General features: G+C 65.4%; 30 protein-coding genes. 17 read left to right on the top strand and 13 right to left on the bottom strand.

Going from position 1 to position 23,619, the window contains the following annotated elements:
• Positions 1-14 precede the first annotated feature (14 nt).
• Positions 15-620 (top strand): DUF6542 domain-containing protein, encoded by a 606-nt coding sequence (locus tag CFOUR_RS04025; RefSeq protein WP_179154813.1) that lies wholly within the window; start codon positions 15-17, stop codon positions 618-620.
• 9 nt (positions 621-629) lie between these two features.
• On the opposite strand, the gene CFOUR_RS04020 is transcribed toward CFOUR_RS04025, so the two are convergent.
• On the bottom strand, positions 630-1,607 hold the full coding sequence (locus tag CFOUR_RS04020) for a 4-hydroxy-3-methylbut-2-enyl diphosphate reductase (protein WP_085957492.1): 978 nt from the start codon (positions 1,605-1,607) through the stop codon (positions 630-632).
• A 95-nt stretch (positions 1,608-1,702) separates the two neighbouring features.
• Here CFOUR_RS04020 and xseA point away from each other — a divergent pair, with 95 nt between their 5' ends.
• The gene (gene xseA, locus CFOUR_RS04015; RefSeq protein WP_085957491.1) at positions 1,703-2,968 is read left to right on the top strand and encodes an exodeoxyribonuclease VII large subunit; all 1,266 of its coding nucleotides are present in this window, start codon (positions 1,703-1,705) and stop codon (positions 2,966-2,968) included.
• Positions 2,969-2,979: 11 nt separating this feature from the next.
• On the top strand, positions 2,980-3,264 hold the full coding sequence (locus CFOUR_RS04010; protein ID WP_085957490.1) for an exodeoxyribonuclease VII small subunit: 285 nt from the start codon (positions 2,980-2,982) through the stop codon (positions 3,262-3,264).
• Here CFOUR_RS04010 and CFOUR_RS04005 read toward each other — a convergent pair.
• Positions 3,233-3,811 carry a DUF4245 domain-containing protein gene (locus tag CFOUR_RS04005; protein ID WP_085957489.1) on the bottom strand — a complete coding sequence of 193 codons (579 nt, stop codon included), beginning with the start codon at positions 3,809-3,811 and terminating at the stop codon, positions 3,233-3,235. The two genes, CFOUR_RS04010 and CFOUR_RS04005, sit on opposite strands and share 32 nt — an antisense overlap.
• 122 nt (positions 3,812-3,933) lie before the next feature.
• Here CFOUR_RS04005 and glpX point away from each other — a divergent pair, with 122 nt between their 5' ends.
• The gene (glpX, locus tag CFOUR_RS04000; RefSeq protein ID WP_290180032.1) at positions 3,934-4,944 is read left to right on the top strand and encodes a class II fructose-bisphosphatase; all 1,011 of its coding nucleotides are present in this window, start codon (positions 3,934-3,936) and stop codon (positions 4,942-4,944) included.
• 3 nt (positions 4,945-4,947) lie between these two features.
• Here the strand turns inward: glpX and CFOUR_RS03995 are convergent, their stop codons facing one another.
• Both CFOUR_RS03995 and CFOUR_RS03990 read right to left on the bottom strand, forming a co-directional pair.
• Positions 4,948-5,205 (bottom strand): CPBP family intramembrane glutamic endopeptidase, encoded by a 258-nt coding sequence (locus CFOUR_RS03995; protein ID WP_179154812.1) that lies wholly within the window; start codon positions 5,203-5,205, stop codon positions 4,948-4,950.
• Between the two features lie 48 nt (positions 5,206-5,253).
• Positions 5,254-5,946 (bottom strand): CPBP family intramembrane glutamic endopeptidase, encoded by a 693-nt coding sequence (locus CFOUR_RS03990; RefSeq protein WP_085957486.1) that lies wholly within the window; start codon positions 5,944-5,946, stop codon positions 5,254-5,256.
• Between the two features lie 103 nt (positions 5,947-6,049).
• On the opposite strand from CFOUR_RS03990, the gene CFOUR_RS03985 reads away from it, so the two are divergent.
• From CFOUR_RS03985 to CFOUR_RS03970, 4 genes are all read left to right on the top strand, one after another.
• Positions 6,050-7,450: a class II fumarate hydratase gene (locus CFOUR_RS03985; protein WP_085957485.1), complete on the top strand. Its 1,401-nt coding sequence runs from the start codon at positions 6,050-6,052 to the stop codon at positions 7,448-7,450.
• Between the two features lie 64 nt (positions 7,451-7,514).
• Entirely contained in the window at positions 7,515-8,018 is a 504-nt protein-coding gene (locus CFOUR_RS03980) for a hypothetical protein (protein ID WP_085957484.1), read from the top strand.
• Between the two features lie 27 nt (positions 8,019-8,045).
• On the top strand, positions 8,046-8,654 hold the full coding sequence (locus CFOUR_RS03975) for a TetR/AcrR family transcriptional regulator (RefSeq protein WP_179154811.1): 609 nt from the start codon (positions 8,046-8,048) through the stop codon (positions 8,652-8,654).
• Complete coding sequence (locus tag CFOUR_RS03970; protein WP_085957483.1) at positions 8,648-10,225, top strand: MDR family MFS transporter; 1,578 nt, start codon at positions 8,648-8,650, stop codon at positions 10,223-10,225. The genes CFOUR_RS03975 and CFOUR_RS03970 overlap by 7 nt, the downstream gene beginning before the upstream one ends.
• Here the strand turns inward: CFOUR_RS03970 and CFOUR_RS03965 are convergent.
• The 3 genes from CFOUR_RS03965 to CFOUR_RS03955 all read right to left on the bottom strand — a co-directional run bounded on the left by CFOUR_RS03965 (position 10,222) and on the right by CFOUR_RS03955 (position 12,060).
• Complete coding sequence (locus tag CFOUR_RS03965; RefSeq protein WP_085957482.1) at positions 10,222-10,752, bottom strand: GNAT family N-acetyltransferase; 531 nt, start codon at positions 10,750-10,752, stop codon at positions 10,222-10,224. The genes CFOUR_RS03970 and CFOUR_RS03965 overlap by 4 nt on opposite strands.
• 91 nt (positions 10,753-10,843) lie before the next feature.
• A complete protein-coding gene (locus CFOUR_RS03960; protein ID WP_085957481.1) occupies positions 10,844-11,428 on the bottom strand; it encodes an LGFP repeat-containing protein in 585 nt (194 codons plus the stop codon).
• 53 nt (positions 11,429-11,481) lie between these two features.
• Positions 11,482-12,060 (bottom strand): LysR family transcriptional regulator substrate-binding protein, encoded by a 579-nt coding sequence (locus tag CFOUR_RS03955; RefSeq protein WP_085957480.1) that lies wholly within the window; start codon positions 12,058-12,060, stop codon positions 11,482-11,484.
• Here CFOUR_RS03955 and CFOUR_RS03950 point away from each other — a divergent pair.
• Positions 12,059-12,484: a DUF5997 family protein gene (locus CFOUR_RS03950; RefSeq protein WP_435383886.1), complete on the top strand. Its 426-nt coding sequence runs from the start codon at positions 12,059-12,061 to the stop codon at positions 12,482-12,484. The two genes, CFOUR_RS03955 and CFOUR_RS03950, sit on opposite strands and share 2 nt — an antisense overlap.
• Here CFOUR_RS03950 and glyA read toward each other — a convergent pair.
• Positions 12,481-13,773: a serine hydroxymethyltransferase gene (gene glyA, locus CFOUR_RS03945; RefSeq protein WP_085957479.1), complete on the bottom strand. Its 1,293-nt coding sequence runs from the start codon at positions 13,771-13,773 to the stop codon at positions 12,481-12,483. The two genes, CFOUR_RS03950 and glyA, sit on opposite strands and share 4 nt — an antisense overlap.
• Positions 13,774-13,888: 115 nt before the next feature.
• Between glyA and coaA the strand changes: the two genes are divergently transcribed.
• Positions 13,889-14,812: a type I pantothenate kinase gene (gene coaA, locus CFOUR_RS03940; protein WP_085957478.1), complete on the top strand. Its 924-nt coding sequence runs from the start codon at positions 13,889-13,891 to the stop codon at positions 14,810-14,812.
• Here the strand turns inward: coaA and CFOUR_RS03935 are convergent, their stop codons facing one another.
• The 3 genes from CFOUR_RS03935 to mca are packed head-to-tail and all read right to left on the bottom strand — an operon-like array spanning position 14,813 to position 16,783.
• Positions 14,813-15,610, bottom strand: a complete 798-nt coding sequence (locus tag CFOUR_RS03935; protein WP_413540798.1) for an isoprenyl transferase — start codon at positions 15,608-15,610, stop codon at positions 14,813-14,815.
• Positions 15,611-15,910, bottom strand: coding sequence for a hypothetical protein (locus CFOUR_RS03930; RefSeq protein ID WP_085957476.1), 300 nt, complete (start codon positions 15,908-15,910; stop codon positions 15,611-15,613). It abuts the gene before it with no gap.
• Positions 15,911-16,783 carry a mycothiol conjugate amidase Mca gene (mca, locus tag CFOUR_RS03925; RefSeq protein ID WP_085957475.1) on the bottom strand — a complete coding sequence of 291 codons (873 nt, stop codon included), beginning with the start codon at positions 16,781-16,783 and terminating at the stop codon, positions 15,911-15,913. It lies immediately after the preceding gene.
• A gap of 97 nt (positions 16,784-16,880) precedes the next feature.
• Here mca and CFOUR_RS03920 point away from each other — a divergent pair, with 97 nt between their 5' ends.
• The 3 genes from CFOUR_RS03920 (at position 16,881) to CFOUR_RS03910 (ending at position 18,523) form a co-directional block, all read left to right on the top strand.
• A complete protein-coding gene (locus tag CFOUR_RS03920) occupies positions 16,881-17,336 on the top strand; it encodes a DUF4307 domain-containing protein (RefSeq protein ID WP_085957474.1) in 456 nt (151 codons plus the stop codon).
• A 106-nt stretch (positions 17,337-17,442) separates the two neighbouring features.
• Positions 17,443-17,964 (top strand): transcription elongation factor GreA, encoded by a 522-nt coding sequence (gene greA / locus CFOUR_RS03915; RefSeq protein ID WP_085957473.1) that lies wholly within the window; start codon positions 17,443-17,445, stop codon positions 17,962-17,964.
• Positions 17,965-18,007: 43 nt separating this feature from the next.
• Positions 18,008-18,523, top strand: a complete 516-nt coding sequence (locus CFOUR_RS03910; protein ID WP_085957472.1) for a hypothetical protein — start codon at positions 18,008-18,010, stop codon at positions 18,521-18,523.
• Between the two features lie 68 nt (positions 18,524-18,591).
• On the opposite strand, the gene CFOUR_RS03905 is transcribed toward CFOUR_RS03910, so the two are convergent.
• Positions 18,592-19,401, bottom strand: a complete 810-nt coding sequence (locus CFOUR_RS03905; RefSeq protein ID WP_085957471.1) for a Bax inhibitor-1/YccA family protein — start codon at positions 19,399-19,401, stop codon at positions 18,592-18,594.
• A 162-nt stretch (positions 19,402-19,563) separates the two neighbouring features.
• On the opposite strand from CFOUR_RS03905, the gene CFOUR_RS03900 reads away from it, so the two are divergent.
• Positions 19,564-20,490: a suppressor of fused domain protein gene (locus CFOUR_RS03900; protein ID WP_085957470.1), complete on the top strand. Its 927-nt coding sequence runs from the start codon at positions 19,564-19,566 to the stop codon at positions 20,488-20,490.
• Positions 20,491-20,496: 6 nt separating this feature from the next.
• Here CFOUR_RS03900 and CFOUR_RS03895 read toward each other — a convergent pair whose 3' ends face one another.
• Positions 20,497-20,961, bottom strand: coding sequence for an S-ribosylhomocysteine lyase (locus CFOUR_RS03895; RefSeq protein WP_085957469.1), 465 nt, complete (start codon positions 20,959-20,961; stop codon positions 20,497-20,499).
• A gap of 29 nt (positions 20,962-20,990) precedes the next feature.
• On the opposite strand from CFOUR_RS03895, the gene CFOUR_RS03890 reads away from it, so the two are divergent.
• The 3 genes from CFOUR_RS03890 to CFOUR_RS03880 are packed head-to-tail and all read left to right on the top strand — an operon-like array spanning position 20,991 to position 23,600.
• Entirely contained in the window at positions 20,991-22,361 is a 1,371-nt protein-coding gene (locus CFOUR_RS03890) for a cryptochrome/photolyase family protein (protein WP_085957468.1), read from the top strand.
• Positions 22,362-22,371: 10 nt separating this feature from the next.
• Positions 22,372-23,226 (top strand): GDSL-type esterase/lipase family protein, encoded by an 855-nt coding sequence (locus tag CFOUR_RS03885; protein ID WP_179154810.1) that lies wholly within the window; start codon positions 22,372-22,374, stop codon positions 23,224-23,226.
• Between the two features lie 17 nt (positions 23,227-23,243).
• Positions 23,244-23,600 carry a DoxX family protein gene (locus CFOUR_RS03880; protein ID WP_230471786.1) on the top strand — a complete coding sequence of 119 codons (357 nt, stop codon included), beginning with the start codon at positions 23,244-23,246 and terminating at the stop codon, positions 23,598-23,600.
• Positions 23,601-23,619 lie beyond the last annotated feature (19 nt).

Below are 23,619 nucleotides of genomic sequence, written 5' to 3'. Positions count from 1 at the left end.
CAACGTTTCTAGGGTTGCCTACGGGCTCCGGCATCGGCATCATCTTCGCCGCATTGTTTACCGGCGTGTTGCTGTCGCTTTCTGCCGGGGCCATCGGCTGGCCGTTTCTAGCCCTGTACGCCATCGCGGTGTTAGCGGTGGCCACCCTGGTCAACCCGCGGGGCTTGTTCATCAACGTGGCCAGCGCGCCGATCATGTTCGTCGCGGCTGTGCTGGTTGCGGGCTGGGTGATGTCGCGCGCCGAAATCTCCGCCGGTGGCACCTCCGGCAAGGCCGCCCTCCTGCTGGTGTTCTACCCGGTCACCGAACTGTTTCCGGCGCTGTTTACCGTCACGCTCGGCTCCATCATCATCGCGGTGGTGCGCATCCAGCTGATTAAGCGCCATAACCAGCAGCTGCGACGCCGCGAGACCGCGGAGCGCACCCGGCTCAACCAGAGCAACCGCCGCACCAACTCCGCGGGCAGGAGAGCCCGCGAGCGCGCGCAGGCCGTGCCGGTGCAGGAACTGCTGCGTCGCGCGGACACGGAGCGCAGCGCGAAGCGGGCAACGAAAAAGTCCCCGCGAACCGGTTCCTCCAAAATTACGGACCGGCTCGGCGAGGACCTGTACAAGGGCTAACCCGCAGGCCTAGCCCTGTGCCACCGCCGGATCCTCGCGGCGCGGCAAGCGCAGATCGCGCGGCAGCGCGAAGGTGATGGTCTCCACGGTGGTGGTCACTTCCTCCGCGTCCTCGTAGCCGCGGCGGGCGAGCTCCTCCACCAGTTCCTTGACCAAGATCTCCGGTACCGACGCACCCGAGGTCACGCCGACGGTATCCACGCCCTCGAACCACTCGTCCTGGATCTGGGAGGCGTAGTCCACCAGGTAGGAGGCCTGCGCTCCGGCCTCCAGCGCCACCTCGACCAGGCGGCGGGAGTTGGAGGAGTTCTGCGATCCGACCACGATGACCAGGTCGCAGCGCGATGCGATCTCCTTGACGGCGGCCTGGCGGTTCTGGGTGGCGTAGCAGATGTCGTCGCTCGGCGGGTTTTCCAGGTTGGGGTAGCGCTCGTGCAGCTTGTCCACGATCACCATGGTTTCGTCCACGGACAGCGTGGTCTGCGACAGCCACACCAGCTTCTGGTCTTCCGGGAAGTCCGGCAGGCGGTCGACGCCGTCCACGCCGTCGACAAGGTGCGTGATCTCGGGAGCTTCGCCTGCGGTGCCTTCAACCTCTTCGTGGCCCTCGTGGCCGACCAGGAGGATGTGGTAGCCGTCGCGGGCGAAGCGCTTCGCCTCGTTGTGCACCTTGGTCACCAGCGGACAGGAAGCGTCGAGGGTGAGCAGGTTGCGGTCCTTGGCGGAGTCGCGCACCGCCGGGGACACGCCGTGGGCGGAGAACACCAGGTGGGCACCTTCGGGCACCTCGTCGGTCTCGTCGACGAAGATCACGCCGCGCTCCTGCAGCGTTTCCACGACGTACTTGTTGTGGACGATTTCCTTGCGCACGTAGACGGGCGCACCGTATTTCTCCAGGGCCTTCTCCACGGTCTCCACGGCGCGGTCGACGCCGGCGCAGTAGCCGCGGGGGGATGCGAGGAGGACTTTCTTACCCTGATTTGTCATGGAACCAACCCTAACTAATCAACGTCAAAAACAATAGGCGGGCAACGTCAGTCCGCCGGGTAACGTTGCCTGTGTCAAACGGAAAGGAGCAAGCGGTGGCAGACACATCGGACGGCCAGCGTGCGCCGTCGAAAAGCTCGCCTGAGTCGCCGTGGTCGGTGTCGAAGCTGAACACGTCGGTCAAGGGATGGATCGAGCGCCTCGGGTGGTTGTGGATCGAAGGTCAGCTCACCCAGGTCAACACCAAGCCGTCGTGGCGGTTTTCCTACCTCACGCTGCGCGACACCCAAGAGCAGGCCAGCGTACAGCTCACCGCGGAGACGTCGCTGTTGACCGGGATGCAGGTGCCGCTGAAGGACGGCGACCGCGTCGTCGTCTTCGGCAAACCGTCCTTCTACCCGGGCCGCGGCACCTTCTCCATGCGGGTGAGCGAAATCAGGCACGTGGGCGCCGGCGAACTGCTGGCGCGCATCGAGGCGCTGCGCAAACAGCTCGCCGCAGAAGGCCTGTTCGATCCGGCCCGAAAGAAGCCGCTTCCCTACCTGCCCACGAAGGTCGGTCTCATCACCGGCCGCGGGTCCGCCGCGGAGCGCGACGTGGTCTCGGTCGCGCAGGATCGCTGGCCGCAGGTGCGCTTCGAGATCATCAACACCCCCGTGCAGGGCCCGACGACGGTGCCGGCGGTGATCGAGGCGCTCGGGGTGCTCGATGCCGACCCGGACGTGGACGTGATCATCATCGCCCGCGGCGGCGGGTCGGTCGAAGACCTCCTGCCGTTTTCGGAGGAAGCCCTGCAGCGCGCGGTGGCCAACGCGCACACGCCTGTCATTTCCGCGATCGGCCACGAACCGGATAACCCGGTCTTGGACAACGTCGCCGACGTGCGCGCCGCTACCCCGACCGACGCGGCGAAGCGCGCCGTGCCCGACGTGGCGCAGGAGCGCGCGCTGATTGAAGAGGCGCAGGCCCGCATGGCCGCTGCCCTGCGCGGCTGGGTGCGCCGGGAGCGCGACGGGTTGGCGTCGGTACGCACGCGCCCCGCGCTCGCAGACCCGATGATGGCCATCACCCGCCGCCGCGACGAGGTAGAGCGCGCCTCCGCGCTGATCCGGCGCGACATCTCCCACCTTGTGCAACGCGAATCGCAGCACGTGCGCGCACTGCGCGCCCAAGTCTCGGCGCTGGGCCCGTCGGCCACGCTCGCCCGCGGCTACGCCGTGGTGCAGGTACTGCCGCGCGACGGCTCAGAGCCGGAGGTTGTCACCTCCATCGACCAATCCCCGCCCGGATCGCAACTGCGCATCCGCGTCGGCGACGGTTCCATCACCGCCGCCGCCATGTCCACCACGCAAGCAGATTAAGGAACGCACCAATGACCGAGAACACCTTCGGCTCCGGCCAGGCAAACGACAACGCACTGCCAGACCCGTCCACTTTGAGCTACGAGCAAGCCCGCGACGAGCTGGTAGAAACCGTCAAGATCCTCGAGCTGGGCCAGATGAGCCTCGACGAGTCGCTGAAGTACTGGGAGCGCGGCGAGGCGCTGGCGAAGCGGTGCGAGGTGCTTCTCGACGGAGCTTCGCAGCGCGTCGAAGAAGCCATCAACTCACGCCAAGGCGGGGAGGCTAGCCCGCAGTCTGCGCAATCGGAGCAGTAGCCAGCGCGGTTGAGATCAGCTGCTCGTACTCGCCGTCCTCGCCCGCGCCGGTGAGGACGAAGCGGGCGTCGCCGGCGTCGACGACCCACAGGTCTCGCACGTCTTCTTCTTCGGAGGTGTAGACCTCGGCGCTGCGGCCGTCGATGTCGACGGTGCGGTTCAACGTGCGCGGCTTCCCGTCCGCCTGCTCGGCGGCGGCGTTTGCGTCGACGCCGGTTTGCGTGAGCTGGATAAATCCGCGGTCGGGCGTGACCCAGCCGACAACGGGTGCGGGCTGGCCGCCGAGCATGGTGCGGCGCGCGGAGTTGGTGATCCAACCTTCCGGCATCTCAGGGTAGCGCACCGGAAAATCCACGGCGCGGGCCTCCAGATCGAGGAAGGTCTTCGCATCCACCTCCTGCACCGGCCCCTGTTCGGGCGCTCCCGGGTTGAAGGTGCACAGCCCGGTTGCGCCGACTGCCACAACCATCAGCACCACGATGAGCACAGCGTTGATCGCGATGTCGCGTCCGTCCTGGAAAATCCGCGGTTTTTTGTTGTTTGCCACGCGCTTCAGTATGTCATGCGCCCCACTTTCCCCCTTAAAGGTGGGAAGATCGGACACATTTGCAGTCGGTAGTGCCACAATAGAGGGGTCTTTTTTGCATCGCTTTTAGGAAGGCCTCCCCAATGACCGAACAGTCCGATCTTTTCCCCGACCGTAATCTCGCAATGGAGCTGGTGCGCGTCACCGAGGCCGCCGCACTGGCATCCGGCCGCTGGGTGGGCCGCGGGCAGAAAAACGAGGGCGACGGTGCCGCGGTCAACGCCATGCGCAAGATGATCAACTCCGTGGAGATGGACGGCGTGATCGTCATCGGCGAGGGAGAAAAGGACGAGGCCCCGATGCTGTTCAACGGCGAGCAGGTCGGCACCGGCCGCGGCGCCGCCGTGGACCTGGCCGTGGACCCGGTTGACGGCACCCGCCTGATGGCAGAGGGCCGCCCGAATGCGATCTCCGTGATCGCCGCCGCTGACCGCGGGTCCATGTTCAACCCGCAGGATGCGTTCTACATGAACAAGATCGCCGTTGGCCCGGAGGCCACCGGCGTTATCGACATCACTGCACCGGTCAAGGCAAACATCGAGGCTGTGGCGAAGGCGAAGGGCCTGCGCACCTCCGATGTCACGGTCGTCGTGCTGGACCGTCCGCGCCACGCACAGCTTGTCGACGACATCCGTGCCGCCGGCGCCAAGGTCCGCTTCATCATGGACGGCGACGTCGCCGGCGCTATCGCAGCGGCGCAGGACGCCAGCTCCATCGACATCGCCATGGGTGTCGGCGGCACCCCGGAAGGCGTCGTCACGGCGTGCGCCCTGAAGTGCCTCGGCGGCGAGATCCAGGGCATGCTCGCCCCGCAGGACGACGTCGAGCGCGAAAGGGTGCTCGCGGCCGGCCACGACCTGGACCGCGTGCTGGGCATCAACGACCTGGTCACCTCCGACAACTGCTACTTCGCCGCCACCGGCGTGACCAACGGCGACATGCTGCGCGGGGTGACGTACCGCAAGTCCGGCGCAACCACGCGTTCGCTGGTCATGCGTTCGAAGTCCGGCACCGTGCGCTACGTGGAGTCCCAGCACCAGCTGTCCAAGCTGCAGGACTACTCCGTGGTGGACTACTCCGACCCGAAGAACTAGCCGCTACGCCAACAGCCCCGCGATCACGATGATCCCCACCAGCAGGTTGTTGGCTAGGTGGGCGACGATCGAAGCCCACAGCGACTTATGCCGCCGCGCCACCAGCGCGAACGCGATCCCGCCGAAGAATGCGTGCACGACTTGGGCGGGCTCGATGTGAGGCGCGGCGAACAGCGCCTCGGCCGGCTCTCGAGCCCGGCGGCGCGAGGAGATACCGAGAAGCTGGGCGGTGCCCCTCTGGACGGCAGAAAATCCCGACACCACAGCGAGCGCGACGGCGAAATCGACGAACCGGAACTTCTCCTGCAGCTAAAACAGCGCGCCAATGACGGCCGCGCTGGCCAGCAGATTATTCACCACGTGCACAATGAAACTGGACGTGATGTTGCCGTGGAAGCGCGCCACAAGCGCCAGGCCAATGCCGGAGAAGAAGGTGAACACGATCGCTGGTGGCGCAATATGGGCCGCCCCGAAAATCGCTGAGGTGGCCACCACGCTCGCAGCCGGCGGCATGAGCGTGTCGAAGTACCTCATGAGCACGCGGCGAAACACGATCTCCTCAATACACGGCCCGATGAGCAGGTAGCCAGCCAACAGCATCAGCACCGGTGTGGCGCTATCTAAATCTCTGGCCAAGACTTCCCCCGTGGAACCGCCGCCAGACTCGATGCCGAACAGCGGCGCAACCAGAGCGGTCGCTGACGCAGAGCCGAGCACCACCACTGGAGCCTGCCACAGCAGGTGCCAGCCCCGGCGCCCGAGCCGCGAGAATCCGAGCTCCAGCCCCCGGCGGCGCATGTGGCGCACGAGCATCACCGTGGGCACCGCAAGCGCCACAACCACAGCAACCGGCAGCACCGTCAGCGCCACCGAGCGGGGCAGGTCAGCGCGCAGCAGAAGCAGACCCTGACCGAGAAGCAGGACGTCCACGGACACCATCGCGGCCGCCGCCACTAGCGCGTCCCTCAAAGTGGGGGCTTTCGTGGTGTCAAGTTCGGGCATATCCGCTCCTCCAAATGTCCGGTTGATGCATAATCGTCCAGTGGACAGGCACGCGTGCACCTTACCGTGCGCGACGTGCACGCGACAGTAGTAAAGGACAATCATGGCTGATCAGGAATACCGCATCGAACATGACACGATGGGCGAGGTCAAAGTGCCCGTCGACGCTCTCTGGCGCGCCCAGACGCAGCGTGCCGTGGAGAACTTCCCCATTTCCGGCCGCGGCCTGGAAGCCCAGCAGATCCGCGCCCTCGGCCTGCTCAAGGCAGCCTGCGCACAGGTAAACAAGGACCTGGGCAACCTGGACGCTGAGAAGGCCGACGCAATCATTGCCGCCGCGAAGGAGATCGCCGACGGCCAGCACGACGACCAGTTCCCCATCGATGTGTTCCAGACCGGCTCCGGCACCTCCTCGAACATGAACACCAACGAGGTCATCGCCTCCATCGCGAAGCAAAACGGCGTTGAGGTCCACCCGAACGACCACGTGAACATGGGCCAGTCCTCCAACGACACCTTCCCCACCGCCACCCACGTCGCAGCGACGGAGGCCGCCGCCAACGACCTCATTCCGGCGCTGAAGGTGCTGCAGGAGTCGCTGGAGACGAAGGCGCAGGAGTGGCACGAGGTGGTCAAGTCCGGCCGCACCCACCTCATGGACGCCACCCCGGTCACCCTGGGCCAGGAGTTTTCCGGCTACGCCCGCCAGATCGAGCTCGGCGTCGAGCGCGTCGAGGCGACCCTGAACCGCCTGGGAGAGCTGGCCATCGGCGGCACCGCCGTGGGCACCGGCATCAACACCCCGGCAGAGTTCGGCGGCAAGGTCACCGAGGAGCTGAAGAAGCTCACCGGTGTCGAGCAGCTGTCCGAGGCGAAGAACCACTTCGAGGCTCAGGCCAACCGCGACAGCCTGGTCGAGTTCTCCGGCGCGATGCGCAACGTCGCAGTTTCGCTGTACAAGATCGCCAACGACATCCGCCTGATGGGCTCCGGCCCGCTCGCCGGCTTCGGCGAGATCCATCTGCCGGACCTGCAGCCGGGTTCTTCCATCATGCCGGGCAAGGTCAACCCGGTGCTGTGCGAAACCGCCACCCAGGTCTCCGCTCAGGTCATCGGCAACGACGCCGCTGTCGCATTCGGCGGCACCCAGGGCCAGTTCGAGCTCAACGTGTTCATCCCGATGATGGCGCGCAACGTGCTCGAGTCTTCCCGCCTGCTGGCCAACACGGCTCGTCAGTTCGCAACCAAGCTCGTCGACGGCATCGAGCCGAACGAGGAGCGCATGCGCACCCTGGCCGAGTCTTCCCCGTCGATCGTGACCCCGCTGAACTCCGCAATCGGCTACGAAAACGCCGCGAAGATTGCCAAGCACGCGGTCAAGGAGGGCATCACCATCCGCCAGGCCACCATCGACCTGGGCTTTGTCGACGGCGAGAAGCTCACCGAGGAGGAGCTGGACAAGCGCCTCAACGTGCTGTCCATGGCCAACACCGACCGAAACTAGGCCGTAGCTGGCGCCTCGCTAGAATCTGCCCCCAGCACTTGCACATCGAGCTGGGGGCTTTTTCATGCCTGATTCTTTCTCCGAACTGCGCACCGCTGGCGGGCCGAACAAGCCGTGGGTGGTCGGCGGGGTGCTCGCGCTCATCGTCGCCATCATCGGCGTCGCGCTCGCTGCGGCCTACTGGTACGCCAATCCGCGCCCGGAGCCCGTCAACGAGGTCCCGGAAACTGTCACGGTCACTGCGCAGCCGCAGCTGCCTGACGACGATCCTTCGGCCCCCACCGGCACCTACACCGGCACCCTCAACAGCCTCGCCGACGACGCGAAGGTCAAGGCGTGGCCTGCGGTGGCCACGTTCGGCGGCGGCACCGCATCCGTGACCTATCCCCTCACCGGCTGCACCGCCGTGATTGGCCAGGGCGGCGAATCCATTCCGCTGACGAAGGCGTGCGATGGCGGGCAGGGCCGTTGGGACGTCGCAAAGCAAGCGCCCGGCGTGCTGAAACTGACGTACCTCGAAGACGACATTGCGCTGGTAGAGGGCGAATTATCGGCCGGTTTGCCTTAACTTGCACCGGGTGTAATATTGCACCCCGTGCAAAATGAAGGTATCCGGGAGCAGAAACGCCGCGAGACGCTGCAACGCATCCGCGACGAAGCGGCACTCCTCGTCCAGGAACACGGCTACGACAACGTCACCGTCGACGACATCTGCCGCGCCGCAAGCATCTCGCGGCGCACATTTTTCAACTACGTCGACTCCAAAGACGAAGCTATCCTGGGCTCTTTCCCGTTCGCATTCAGCGACGCAGCACTCGCCGCGATCCAGCAAACCCCGAGTGACAACGTCCTGGAGCTGGTCATTCGCTCCGTCGAGGTCGCACCCGGCCGCTTCGACGGGCCGGCGGCACAATGCCGTCGCGGACTGCTGGAAAACAACCCCGGCCTCATGCACGCGGAAGCCGCACGCAAACGCGGCTTTCTCACCGAAGTCGGACGCGCAGTCTACGCCCACTTCGAGCGCTTCCCGCAGGACCGCAAGCACCCAGGATCGATCGAAGACGAGACACACTTCACCATGGTCCTGTTCCACGGCGCGGTAAGCCGCTACTTATGGCATCCTCCGGACGACGGCGACCCCGTCGCCCACCTTCTTGCAAACGCGCACGAACTCTCCAACTACGCAAAGGACATGACATGGTAGAAATCCGCGAGGCGCACGACGCGGGGGAAGACTCCCAGAAGCTCGTCGCAACCGCGCCCAACGTCGGCATCGTGTTCTCAGCGCTGCTGCTGACCATGCTGATGAGCTCCCTGGGCCAAATGATCTTCGCCACCGCCCTGCCCACCATCGTGGGCGAGCTCGGCGGCGTCAACCACATGAGCTGGGTCATCTCGGCCTTCCTGGTCACCATGACCATCGCCATGCCGATCAACGGCAAACTCGGCGACATCCTCGGCCGCAAGTGGCTCTACATCACCGGCATCGCCCTGTTCGTGGTCGGCTCGACCATCGGCGGCTTCGCCCACACCATGGAGCTGCTCATTGTCGGCCGCGCCATCCAGGGTCTCGGCGCCGGCGGCATGATGGTTAACTCCCAGTCCATCATCGCCGAGGTCGTGCCCGCCCGCGAGCGCGGCAAGTACATGGGCGTCATGGGCGCCGTCTTCGGTGTTTCCTCCGTGCTGGGCCCGGTGCTCGGCGGCTGGTTCACGGACGGGCCCGGCTGGCGCTGGGCGCTGTGGATGAACATCCCGCTGGGCCTGCTCGCGATGTCGGTGTGCGCCTCCGTGCTGAAGCTGCGCCGCGGCTCCGCGAAGGGCATGAACTTCGACTACCTGGGCACCACGCTGATGGTGGTGGCCACCACCTCACTGATCCTGACCACCACCTGGGGCGGCACGCAGTACGACTGGTTCTCCCCCACCATCTTGACCACCAGCGCGATCGCGCTCGTGGCCGCGGTGGTCTTCGTCATCGTCGAGTTGCGCGTCACCAACCCGCTGATCCCGATGGACCTGTTCCGCAACCGCAACATGGTACTGACCACCCTCGCCGGCACTGTGCTGGGCTTGGCTATGACCAGTGGCCTGGCGTACCTGCCCACCTACCTGCAGATGGTCCACCAGCTCACCCCGACCGAGGCAGGCCTGATGATGCTGCCGATGGTGCTGGGCATGCTCGCCACCGGCATGACCGTTGGCTTCATCATCTCCAAAACCGGCCGCTACAAGATTTACCCGCTGGTGGGCATGCTGGTGACCACCCTGGGCCTGTTCTTGTTCTCCCGCCTCGACGTCACCACGTCCCTGACCACGCTGGGCATCTACATGTTCATCTTCGGCTTCGGCCTCGGCCTGGTCATGCAGGTGCTGGTGCTCATCGTGCAGAACTCGTTCCCGCTCAAGCACGTGGGCACCGCTACCTCGACGAACAACTTCTTCCGCCAGATCGGCTCGGCCATCGGCGCATCCCTGTCCGGCTCCCTGTTCATCCACAACATGCGCGACAACCTGGAGCAGCGACTGCCGGAGGCCCTGGCCAAGCTCGGACCGGAGGGCCAGGAGTACGCGCAGAAATTCCAGGAAGGCGCGGCAAACCGGCTCACCCCCGAGCTGGTGGCCCAGCTGCCGGATTCCCTCCGCGAGGCGGTGCTGACCAGCTACAACGACGGTTTGACGCCGGTGTTCTTGCTGATGGTCCCCCTGGCTATCCTCGCCTTCCTGCTGCTTCTGCCCGTGCGCGAGGAGAAGCTGAAGGAAGACTTGAGCTAGGAGCTACGCGACATAGGCAAGATCAACTCGTAGATGTCGCAGTCGCGCCACTCACCCTGGCGCTCGCCGTACGCCATCTTCGCCATGTTGTGGAAGGTGCCCACCTTTTCAAATCCGCGGGAGCGATGCAGCCCCGCGGATCCCTCATTTTCGGGGAAGATCCAGGAGTGGATGGACCACTTGTGCAACGAAATGCAGGTCTGGATCAGATGGTCGAGCAGCGCGCCGGCGATTCCGCGGCCGCGCGCGTCGGGGTGGGTGTAGATCGAGTCTTCGACGACACCGTGGAACACGATACGGCTCGAGGCCTTCGCGGCGCCCACCCAGCCGAGGACCTTGTCATCGTCCTGAGCATCCACGGCGACGAAGACCGTTTCCATGATCTTTTTGCGGGAGAACTGCTCCCAGGTTTGCCCCTTGGTTTCCCAAGTGGCGTTACCGGTCTGCAGTCCCATCTCATAAATGGCTCTTACCTGCGGATAGTCTTCCGGTCGGATGGGCCGGATGGCAAAGTCCGATTTTTGCATGCGCCCCATTGTCCAGAACGTTGGCCGGGCGCGCAAGCAACGCAAAAGCGCCACCCACTTCCGCGAGGTGGCGCTAGAGCTTAGGCCCGATTTACTTCTCGGTCACGATTGCGGTGAAGGCATCCTCGGTGCCGCCGCGGGTCCACTCGATGGTGCCGTTCTCGAACTCCTGAGTCCAGCCGGACTTGTCAGCGTTCTCGGTCTCCGGAGCCAGCGGGAAGCCCATCTTCTTGTCCAGGTGGACGTCGGTGATCCACTCGTTAGCGATCTGGCCCCAGGTCGGAGCGCCGCCGGTGTTCTCGTTCCAGGTGATGTAGTGCTCGTCGTCGTAGGTGACGATCCAGCCGCCGTCGACCTCCTCAACGGCCATCGGCTCGCCCCACTCCGGCTGAGCGAACTTGTCCATGGCGGCAACAACGCCAGCCGGAACCATCGCGGTAGCACCGTCAGCGGTCGTGATCTCCTCGGTCGCCTCTGCGCCGGAACCAGCAGCGTCGGCGCCAGCGGTTTTGGAACCAGCGCCAGCGCCCTCGGTAACAACCTCGGTGGAGGTAGCGGTCTCGGAGACAACCTCGGTGGAGGTCGGCTCGCCGTCGCCGTCGTTGGAGCAAGCAACGAGGCCGGTAGCACCAAGGGTCAGAGCAGCTGCGGAAGCGATAATTTTACGGGAAAACATAGTCAATACCTTTCATTGTTGGAGTAAGTCCATCGTCCATTATGAACTTGGCGTTAACGTCGAGCCTTCTTCCCACCCGATCGGGGGTGGGATCTTCCGCGTGATGAACGCACCGTGCGCCCCTTGGTTACGCCGACAAAGTCCTGCACAGCGTCAGAATCGTCAACCTTGCGCCATACCAAAGCAATCTCAGACGTCGATTCCTCCCCCACGAGCGGCAGCGCCTTCACCTGTTTCCTTGCCAGGTTCTTCAAAAGTGGCAATGGCGCGTACGCGATGCCGACGTTCGCGGCGACGACTTGGAGGGCGGACCGGAGGTCGTCGATAGGCAGCTGCCCGGAGAAGTTCACGATCTCCTCCGCGAGATCCTCGCGGGTGACCTCCCCGACCTCTGCGTAGACGGAATCTTTCGGCACCGCGACCCCCGCGGCCTCCTCGTAGAGGCGCACCACGTGGAAATCCTCGGTCACACGCGGATCGGGCAGGCGCACGAGCGCGGCGGTCGCCTGCGTGCCGACGAGCGCAAACGGGTCATCCGCTGGCACGGTCTCCAGGCGTGTTCCGGTGAGTTCCTCGTACCGGCGAAACCACTTCCCCGGCTCCGTGCCGGTGGCGAAAGCAATGGTGAGCATGGCTCGTAATGCTACCGTCTTGGCCATGACTGAACAGACCCCTTCCGGCACCGCAATGAAGCCGGTGACCGCTGCAAAGAAGCTGGGCATCTACCTTCCCGCCACCCCGCAGGAGTTCCAAGACGGCGCTGTCACCCACGCCGAGCTGCGCGAACTGCAAGACAACCCGCCGCAGTGGCTGCAGGAGTTGCGCCTCAACGGCCCGCACCCGCGCCCCGAGGTCGCGCGCAAGCTGGGCATTTCCGTGACCGCGCTGAAAGACGCCGGCGTGGACCAGGCGATGACCACCGACGAGATCCGCGCCCTGTTGGACGACCAGCCCGAATGGCTGCAAAAAGCCCGCGCCACTCTCGCGGAGCAGCGCGGGCACACTGTCGACGGCGCAACCGCCGCCGACGGGGATGCGGAAGCTGAAAACGCTTAAAGCATCTTCCAATCCTCGAGGTCCGGGTACAGCGGGAACTTCCGCGCCAGGGCCTCAACGCGGCCGCGCAGCGCCTCGATGTCCGCGCCTTCGCCCTTGATCAGGGTCTCGGCGATGATCTCGGCGACCTCGCGGAAATCCTCCTCGCCGAAGCCGCGGGTGGCCAGCGCGGAGGTGCCGATGCGCAGGCCGGAGGTCACCTTCGGCGGGCGCGGGTCGAACGGCACGGCGTTGCGGTTGACGGTGATGCCCACGGAGTGCAGCAGGTCCTCCGCCTGCTGGCCGTCCATCGGCGAGTTACGCAGGTCCACCAGCACCAGGTGGACATCCGTGCCGCCGGAGACGACCGAGATGCCGGCGTCGCGTGCGTCGTCGCTAAGCAAACGCTCCGCCAGCACCTTCGCGCCGCCGAGGGTGCGCTGCTGACGGTCCTTGAACTCCGGCGTACCCGCGATCTTGAACGCGGTGGCCTTCGCAGCGACGACGTGCATCAGCGGGCCGCCCTGCTGGCCCGGGAAGACCGCAGAGTTGAGCTTCTTGTGCAGCTCCAGATCGTTGGTGAGGATGAAACCGGAGCGCGGCCCGCCGAGCGTCTTGTGCACCGTGGAGGACACCACGTGCGCGTGCGGCACCGGGTTCGGGTGCAGGCCAGCTGCAACCAGGCCGGCGAAGTGAGCCATGTCCACCCACAGGTAGGCCCCGACCTCGTCGGCGATGGAGCGGAACTCCGCAAAGTCCTCCTGGCGCGGGTACGCGGACCAGCCAGCGATGATCACCTTCGGCTTGACCTCGCGTGCCTGCTCGCGCAGCTTCTCCATGTCAATCAGGTGGGTGTCTTCTTCCACCTGGTAGGCCGCCACGTTGTACAGACGGCCGGAGAAGTTGATCTTCATGCCATGGGTGAGGTGGCCGCCGTGCGCCAGATCCAGGCCCAAGATGGTGTCGCCCGGCTCGGCCAGCGCCATGAGCACTGCGGCATTCGCCTGCGCACCGGAGTGCGGCTGCACGTTGGCGTACTGCGCACCGAACACGGCCTTGGCGCGGTCGCGGGCGAGGTCCTCGATGACGTCGACATGCTCGCAACCGCCGTAGTAGCGCCGACCCGGGTAGCCCTCGGCGTACTTGTTGGTCAGCACCGAGCCCTGCGCCTGCAGCACGGAGCGCGGCACGAAGTTCTCGGAGGCGATCATCTCCAGGGTGTCTCGTTGGCGCGCCAGCTCGTCCACGATGGCGGCGTGCACCTCTGGGTCGTAGGTGGCCAGATCCTGGTAACGGAGGTCTTCAGACACGTCGACCGGGTCCTTTCTGTTTTACGTTGGTTACGGCTCCTCGAAGTATAGGAAAGTCCGCGCGCGCAGAAGGCGGATTCATTCTCTTGTTTGCTCGAGTGCCACAATGGTGGCTATGTCACGAGCCGATTCCTCGCCCTACCTCGACTTCCATCGCGAGGACTGGCGCAAACGCCGCGCCAAGATGCCCCAGGTGCTCACCGAGGCGGAGCTGGAAAAGCTCTCCGGCATCGGCGAGAACCTGGACCTGCAGGAGGTCGAGGACATTTACCTGCCCTTGTCGCGCCTGATCCATCTGCAGGTGCGCGCGCGGCAGAAACTGACCAACGCCACCGAGACCTTCATCGGCGGCGACCCGGGCCACGTGCCCTTCATCATCGGCCTGGCCGGCTCGGTGGCTGTGGGAAAGTCCACCACCGCCCGCGTGCTGCAGGTGCTTTTGCAGCGGTGGGATTCGCACCCGCGGGTGGATTTGGTCACCACGGACGGGTTCCTCCACCCCAAGGCTGTTTTGGAAGAGCGCGGGATCATGCAGCGCAAGGGCTTCCCGGAGTCCTACAACCGCCGCAACCTCATGCGCTTCGTCACCGAGGTAAAGTCCGGCCAACCACTGGTCAAGGCGCCGATTTACTCGCACCAGGCGTACGACATCCTGCCGGACGAGTGGGTTGAGGTCCGCCAGCCCGACATCCTCATCCTGGAGGGGTTGAACGTGCTGCAGACCGGCCCGACGCTGATGGTGTCCGACCTGTTCGACTTTTCCATCTACGTGGACGCGAAAACCGAGGACATTGAGCGCTGGTACATCGAGCGCTTTCTCAAGCTGCGCGACACGGCGTTCCAGGAGCCAGGCAACCACTTCGAGCACTTCGCCGGCATCGACGACAGGCAAGCCGCCTACGAGGCCCGCGAGATTTGGCAGACCATCAACCTGCCCAACCTGGTGGAAAACATCCTGCCCACCCGTGTGCGCGCGTCGCTGGTGCTGCGCAAGGACTACGACCACACCGTCCAGCGCGTGCGCATGCGCAAGATTTAGCTACTTGCCAAAGCGGCGGGAGCGCTGCGAGTAGTCGCGCAGCGCCCGCAAAAAGTCGATCTTCCGAAACGCCGGCCAGTAGGTGTCTGTAAACCAGATCTCCGAGTACGCCGCCTGCCAGAGCAGAAAGCCGGACAGCCGCTGCTCGCCGGAGGTGCGGATGACCAAGTCCGGGTCTGGCTGGCCCGAGGTGTAGAGGTGCTCCGAGATGGAGTCGACGGTAATTTCGCCGGCCATGTCCGTGGCGGTGACTCCTGCGTGAGCTTTGTCGTCGATAAGCGATCGCACCGCGTCCACGATCTCCTGCCGACCGCCGTAGCCCACGGCGATGTTCACGGTTAGGCCGGGTTTTTCGTCGGTGGCGGCCGCCCCCTCGCGCATTCGCTTAGCGACGTCCTCCGGCAGCAAATCCAAATGCCCCACCAACCGCACACGGCAGGTGTAGTGCTCCGTGGCGAGGTCTTCGATCACCTCGGAGATGATGTCGAACAGCAGCTCCACCTCTTCGGAGGTGCGCCGCAGATTCTCCGTGGACAGCAAGTAAATGGTGAGCACGTCCACGTCCATCTCCGCGGACCAGCGCACAAGCTCGCCGATCTTCGCGCCGCCGACGCGGTGGCCGTGCGAGATGTCCTCGAAGCCGGATTCGCGCGCCCAGCGGCGATTGCCGTCGGCCATCACGGCGATGTGCTTCGGGCGCTTTTTGCCGCGCAGCTCGCGCTTCAGGCGCGCCTCGTAGAGCGGGTAGAGCGGGTAACGCAGCTTGGAAAGGACAGACACGGTGAAAATTCTATACAGCTAGAACGCGGTTTTCTTGCGCTGGTCCTTCAACCCAGCTTTCTCCATGGCCTCATCCACGGCCTTCTCATCGAACGGGTCGATGCCGTGCGCCTCCGCGAAGGCCTGGCGGCGCTTGAAGCGGGAGAAGCGGCGGTGGAAGGACCAGCCGATGAACGCCACCACCAACACCAAAACCACGAGCAGCAGCAGGCCGATCGGCGACGCTTTGCCGAAGTCCGGTCCGACCGGGGTGTCGCCCGGCGCCTGGGCGAGGACAAAGCTGGTCGCGTTGGCGGCGGCGATTGTAAACGTTGACATTTAGTGCTCCTCCTCGATGCCGGCAAACAGGTCTGTCTCCGGCAGCGTCGTGTCCACTCGGGATGCGGCCAGCTCGAATTCCTCCGTGGGCCACACGTCCTGCTGGTCTTCGACGGGGCTGGCCAAAAACGCGCCGGCGGGGTCGATCTGGGTGGCGTGCGCGGTGAGCGCGTCTGCGCGGTGCTGGAAGTAGTCAGCGCACTCCACCTGGGTGGTCACGCGGCCGAAGACGTCGCCTTCGTTTTCTTCCCAGCGCTTGATCATCAGCTCGTAGGGGCTCTGCTCGCCGCGCTGAATGAGTCGCTCCTGCAGCAGCTTCATGCGCTGCAGGATAAACCCGTGGCTGTAGTACAGCTTCAACGGAGTCCACGGCTCACCCGTCTCAGGGGCGAATTCAGCGTCCCCTGCGCGTTCCCAAGCGATCATGGACACCGCGTGCACCATCAGGTGGTCCGGGTGGGGGTAGCCACCATTTTCGTCGTAGGTGATGATCACGTGGGGGCGGAGCTCGCGGATCTGCTCCACGATCTTCACCGCGACGTCCTCCGGATCCTTCACCGCGAACGACCCTTCCGGCAGCGGCGGCAGCGGGTCACCTTCCGGCAAGCCGGAGTCTTCGTAGCCGAGCCAGACGTGCTCGACGCCCAGCGCCGCCGCGGCTCGCGCCATCTCTTCACGGCGCACCTCCAGGATGTTGTCCAACACTCCGGGGCGGTCCATGGCCGGGTTGAGCACGTCGCCGCGCCTGCCGTCGGTGCACGTGACAACGCGGACGCGATTGCCTTCTGCGGCGTACTTGGCCATGGTGGCCGCGCCCTTGGACGATTCGTCGTCAGGGTGGGCGTGAATTGCCATGAGGCGCAACCCGGTCACTCGATCACTCCAACTTTCGTAGGGCCAGTTCTCTACCTCCGCGCCATCTTAGTACCATCAGCACAGAAGTCCTTACCACCTGCAAGGAGCTGTTTCCGTGAGCACTACCACCACCCGCCCCGCCGACCGTTACGGCCGCGCCAACGGCTCCGGCGGCACTGTCGGCGGCAAGGTCGTGGCCGTCATCGCGGTACTGCTCATTGGCGCGCTGCTGTTTTTCGGTGCGCGCACGATCATGAACCGCTTCAATGAGCCGGTGCGCGCCGAGTTCATTTCGCAGGAGCACATCGACGACTCCACGGGCCGACTCTGGATCGACGTGACCCGCAAGCACCCGGACACGCCTGCGTACTGCATCGTCACCGCCGTGGACTACTCGCACGCCGAGGTCGGCCGCCGCGAGGTGATCCTGCCCGCCGGCGGCGAGGAGCATTCCCGCATTGCCGTCGATGTGCCGGTGCGCGAGCCGCTCGTGTCCGGCCGCATCTACGGCTGCTCGGAGAATCTGCCCTTCTACATGGACCCGCAGAGCAGCTTCTACGCAGCACGGTAGGCAAAAGCGGCACCGCCGCGTGTGGTAATCTTTCGCCCGTATATCTGCACACATTGGCCCGCGAGCGGCGGGCCGATTTCACGTATCAGGGAAGGTTTAGACCCCTATGGCTGAATCCCAGCAGCAGTACATCACCCCGGAAATGAAGGCCAAGCTCGAGGCCGAGCTGCAGCAGCTCATCGACAACCGCCCGGTCATCGCGGCGGAGATCAACGAGCGACGCGAAGAGGGCGACCTCAAGGAGAACGCCGGCTACGACGCCGCCCGTGAGCAGCAGGACCAGGAGGAGGCGCGCATCAAGCAGATCTCCGAGATCCTGTCCAACTCCACCACCGAGCGCAACAACATCGTCGAGGGCGTCGCCCACATCGGCTCCGTCGTCCACGTCTACTACAACGACGACAAGGACGACCGCGAGACCTTCCTCATCGGCACCCGCGCCGCCTCCACCGACAACGCAGACCTGGAGACCTACTCGGAGCACTCCCCGCTCGGTGCCGCGGTAGTCGGCGCCGCAGAGGGCGAGACCCGCAAGTACACCGCCCCGAACGGCCGGGAGATTTCCGTCACGATCGTCTCCGCTGAGCCGTATGATTCAGTCAAGGCCTCCACGCCCCGCGCGAAGTAGCCAATACCCCCCTTTTCTTTTCTCAAACAGAAGGACCATTCCTGTGATTGCCACCTCTTCCCGCAAAGCTGTAGCCGGCGTCGCCGCCCTGGCGGCCCTTGCACTGGCAGGCTGCACCCCGCCGCACCAGAACGACTCCGCTGAGAAGATCGACACCGCCACCAGCCAGGATCCGACCTCCCTGAAGGGCGCCGGCGCGACCACCTCCGCGAAGGCAACCAACGTCACCGAGGCGCGCCAGGCTCAGGAGCAGGCAACCTCGTCTCCGGCGGCAGCCGGCGCCCCGGTCTTCAACAACTGCGGTGCCACCGGCCTGGTGCGCCCGGACCGTCTGACGGTGGACTGCCAGAACCAGGACGATTACCTCGAGAACATCGTCTGGGATCAGTGGAACGAGGATATTGCAGAGGGCACCGCCACCCGCGTCGTGGTTTCCCCGGACAACCGCGAGGAGGACGTCAAGGTTGTGCTCGGCAACCCGGAGAACATCGACGGCCAGCTCGTCTTCACCACGGTGAGCGTCAACGGCCAGCCGGTCGTGCCGGACAACAACTACTAAACGGCACACGCCAAAAGCGCCGCCCCTGACGGTTCGGGGGCGGCGCTTTTGTCGTCGTTGTAGCTTCTCTAGCGGTCGTCGGAGAAGTACGACAGCAGGCGCAGAATCTCGGTGTAGAGCCACACCAGGGTCACAGCCAGGCCGAGGGCGACGCCCCAGGCCGCATTCTCCGGTGCGCCGGTGCGCACGAGCTTGTCAGCCAAGTCGAAGTCCTGCAGGAAGGACAGAGCTGCCAGCACGATGCAGACCACGCCGAAGATGATGGACATCGTGCCACCGTCGCGCAGCGGGGAAACGCCGGTGAACACGGCCAGCAGCAGGTTTCCGAGCGCCATGATGGCCACGCCGAAAATGAGGCCGGTCAGGATGCGGTTAAACCGCGGTGTCACGCGGATTGCGCCGCGGCGGTATATCACGAGCATGCCAATGAACACGCCGATGGTGCCCAGGATCGCCTGGAAAATCATCAGCCCCGCGTCCGCACCGCCTGCCGTGAACCAGCCGGAGACCACGAGGGAAAAGCCGCCGAGGAACAAGCCCTCGAACGCGGCGTAGATCAGCGTCACCGTCTTGGAGCCGAACTCGCGGCGGAAGGCGTGCACCAAGGTGGTGATGAATCCGCCGATGGCGCCGACAAAGGTGAGGATGCTGCCCAGGCCCACGTTGCCGGACAGGAAGATAACGAAGTTCACCGCCGCAAACGCAACGATGACGCCCAGGGTGATGCTGGTCTTGGTCACCACATCGTCCACCGTCATCGGGCGGTTTCGATCGATCTCGGGCGCGCGCCCCGGCAGCGTGGCGGTCTGGCCGCCCTCGTAACCGTTGTTGGCCACCTTCTCAGGAAGGTTGCGCAGAACGGGGTTAGTGCTTCTCACGTCGCACGACTCCTTTCCACAAAGTTTCGTAGTTTCATTTCGGACCTGATCTCGGACCAAGGTCCACAGTGTTCATGGTGTTCATTGTGTACAACGCCACACATACCAAAAAGGTTCCCGCGCCAGAGTTGCTGCCCGGCACCGGGCGATAGTGTGGTCTGCATGGGAGTGTTCAACAACGCCCGGCGCGGCCCCCGCACCGGCGGGGACGTGGTGCGCAGCCGCATCGCCAGCACGGCCGGCGGCACGGACCCGTACGTGTTTTCCTACCGGCATGTAGAGGTCCACGCCTACGTGCTCTCGCAGCCTGTGCACCACGTGTTGTACTGCACGTACGGCAAATCCAGGGTGGACTCCTCGCAGCCTTCCGCCGGCACGCAGACCGAGCTCACGCTGCGCCTGCCGGGCTCTCCTGCGCTGCCGGAGCAGTGGCCCGCCGACCTGCTGGCCAGGGCCGCGCGCGAGGAGATCGAGCCCGGCCACTACTTGTGCCTGGACACTCCCCGCGGAACACTGACCGGCTTTGTCTTTGTCACCGACCCGGTGCTCGGCGTGGTCGATGGGCCGACCGGCCTGATTCGCTTCACTTACGCGGTTGGTCTCGCGGGCGACGACCTGGAGCGGATGCTGTCCTGGGACCCCGCAAAGTTTGCGGAGCTGGCCTGCAACCGGGTGCCGCTGGGCATCACCTCAACCCGGCGCGAACCCTTGAGCGCCGACCCGCGGGATCGGGCGTATTTGGACCGGGTGGTGGGGGCCGAAGGTGCGTCGATAGGCGCGATGCACGCCCGCTACCTCGACGTTGATGCTTCGGGGAGAGTAGACCTCGACCCCGCTGCGGCGCGCGCAGTCATCCGCGCGGCGCGCCACCGTCTCTTGCACGGGCGGACGTTCGCCCTGCTCAACGGTGACACGTGGCTGCTGTTCGATCCCGAGTCCCCCACAACAGATCTGGCGGACGACCACATCGTCGTCGCCTCCCCCGAGGCGCTCGCGCACGAACTGCTCGCAGTGTTCGACGCGGCGCCGGGCGCCTACCGCCTGCAGAGCGCGCCGCTCAAGCTGCGGGTGTTGGACCCGTCCACGTAACACTGCCTACTTGTAGACGACGCCCCACTCGTCGCGCTTGTCCAAAAACGCCTGGGCCTCGCGCTTGGCGGCCTCCAGGTCGTGGCTTGCGCCCCACCCGCACTGCTTCTCGTTGGCAGCAGGCACTTCATCCGCAGTGGTGATGTCGGTGAGCGTCTTTTCCACCAGCTCCGCCACCTCGGCCTCAGCAGGGTCGCCGGAGAGCATGAGGTAGAAGCCGGTCTGGCAGCCCATCGGGCCGAAGTCGATCACGTTGTCGGCGTGGTTGCGGGCGTGCTCGGCAAACATGTGCTCCAAGGAGTGCACCGCGGGCATTTCCAGGTGCTCGACGTTGGGCTGCTTGAAGCGGATGTCGTACTTGACCAGCGTGTCCCCGGCCGGCAGCTCCTTGCGGTCTGCGAGGCGGATGAAGGGGGCGGCTACCTTGGTGTGGTCGAGGTTGAAAGATTCCACATTCATGCGATCAGTCATGGTCTCGACTGTACTGAAGGGAGGCTGAAGTGCCCACCACCCTTGTTTGGTTCCGTGACGATCTTCGCGTCGCTGACAACCCCGCGCTTTCATGGGCCGCATCGCGCGGCGAAGTCACAGGGCTGCTTATCGACGACACCTCCGGCCCCCGCCCCCTCGGACGCGCTGCCGCCTGGTGGCGCGACCGCAGCGCAGCCGAGCTGAGCACGAAGGTGCCGTTGATCCGCAAAACCGGCGATCCGCGCGAGATTGTCCCCCGCCTGGCCCGCGAACTCGGCGCGGAGGTGGCGTGGAACCGCCGCTACGACGCGCCCGAGCTCGACGCGGAGGTCAAGTCTGCGACAGGGGCGCGGACATTTCCCGGTTTCTTACTCGCGGAGCCGTGGGAAATCAACTCCGGCGCTGGCACGCCCTACCGGGTGTTCACCCCCTTTTACAAGGCGCTGCAGCAGCACCTGATCGCGCACCCGCCACAACCGACGGCAGCACCCACCCTGCCCGGCGGCACGCCGCTTGCGGTCCCGGACTCCCCCGTCTGGGCGAACGGTCTGGCACAGCACAACATACCGGGAGAAGACGCCGCGCTCGCCCGTTTCCACGCGTTTTTGGAGGGGCTGGCCGACGGCCACGGCTACGACAACAACGACTTGCGTCCCGGCGCGACCTCCCGGCTTAGCGCCCACCTGCGGTTCGGCGAGCTCTCCCCCGGCTACGTGTGGGCGGAAACGGCCGCCTTTGCCGACGAGCACCCGGCGGCCGCGCCTCATGCGTGGGCGTTTCTGCGCCAGGTGGCGTGGCGGGAGTTCGCCTGGCACCGCTTCTACCACCTGCCAGACCTGGCGGTGCACAACGTGCGCAGCCAATTCGACCGGTTCGAGTGGGCGTGGAGCGGCAACGCAGCACCGTGGAAGCACGCGCAGGCGTTTGCGGATCCCGCTATGGAACCGGACCCCGAAGCCGCGCAACACCTGAGCCAGCTGGCGCAATGGCAACGCGGCGAGACCGGCGTGCCGCTGGTGGACGCCGGCATGCGCGAGCTTTGGGAAACCGGCACCATGCATAACCGGGTGCGCATGGTCGCCGGATCCTGGCTGACAAAGAACCTGGGCATCCACTGGCGCCACGGCGAGGAGTGGTTCTGGGACACCCTGGTGGACGCGGACGCCGCCTCCAACCCGTTCAACTGGCAGTGGGTGGCAGGCTCGGGTGACGATGCCGCACCGTACTTCCGCGTCTTCAACCCGCTAACCCAGCAGGAGAAGTTCGACCCCTCCGGCGCGTATGTTTCGCGGTGGGCGCCGCAGGCGCTGCTTCCCGGCTACCCGGAGCCGATGGTGGATATCAAAGCGTCACGCAAAACTGCGCTTCTCGCCTACGACGACATCAAAAACGACAAGTAGGCTCGGCGCTGTGAAAGCGCAGATCCGTAACGTCATTCTGGCCGCCGCGGTTGCCCTTGGCGCAGTCGCGTCTCCCGCCGCCGCGAACCCCGCGGGCAACGTCGTGGTCTTCGGAGATTCCTTCGCCGCCAACCCGGACCAATACCTCAACACCGTGCTGCGACTGACTCACGGCTCAAGCACGTCGTCGGCGCGGGTCCTCGACGCCTACCCCAGCCAATCCGGCTGCCTGCAAGGCCCGGACAACTGGCCCAGCCAACTACGCGCCCGCACCGGCGCGGCGGTTGAAGACTGGTCCTGCGCAGGCATCACCTCCGCAGAGCAGCTGGGCCGCATCGACGAGGCGATCCGCACCGGCGCGCTCAACCGCGGCACGCGCGCAGTCACGCTCGACGCGGGGTTCAACGACCACTGGCGGCCGCTACTGGATGCGCCCGGCACACGCTACGACGCCGCCCGCGTGCGCGAGCAGTACCTCTCCAACATGCGCGCCGCCGCCGCGAAGGTGCGCGCTGTCGCGCCGGGCGCGACAATCGTCGTCCCCGGCATGCTCTCGATCACCGGCGGCGACGCGAGACTCTGCGCGATCAACGTGGTGCCCAACCTCCCCCTCGGCATGCCTGCGCCCACGATCAACGGATGGGAGCGGCATCACCGCGACAACCAACGGGAGGCGGCCGGGCAGATCGGTGCGTCATTTTTAGACGTCAACGCAAAGTCCACCGGCCACAGCACCTGCGCCAAGGACGGCGAGCGCTGGGTGGCGGGGCTGATCGACACCACAACCGCCAACTACAACATGGTCTTCCACCCCTCGCGCGGCGGCTCCGACTTCGTCGCCGACCAGGTGTCGCTGGCAGTGTGAGGCGTACCCTCGGCGGGGTGACCAAGTTTCAGAAATTTCTCATCCCCCTGTTCGCTGGCGCGGGCGTGCTCCACTTTGCAAAGCCCGAGCCTTTCGACGGCATCGTGCCCGACGCCCTGCCCGGCGACGCTCGCACCTACACGTACGTCTCCGGCGTGGCGGAGCTCGCCGCCGCGGGCCTGCTGGCCAACCCGAAAACGCGGGCTGCTGGCGGCAAGTTCGCCGCGGCCCTTTTGACGGCAGTGTGGCCGGCCAACTTCAACATGGCGTGGCAATGGCGCGACGAACCGTGGCAGAAGCAGATCATCTCTATCGGGCGCCTGCCGCTGCAGATCCCGCTGATCAAAGCGGCGCTCGGCGCGGCGAAGAAGTAGTTGCCCAATTCCGGCCCTG

It is taken from the genome of Corynebacterium fournieri (assembly GCF_030408775.1).
Lineage (GTDB): Bacteria > Actinomycetota > Actinomycetes > Mycobacteriales > Mycobacteriaceae > Corynebacterium > Corynebacterium fournieri.
This window is presented reverse-complemented; position numbering and strand designations above follow the sequence as displayed.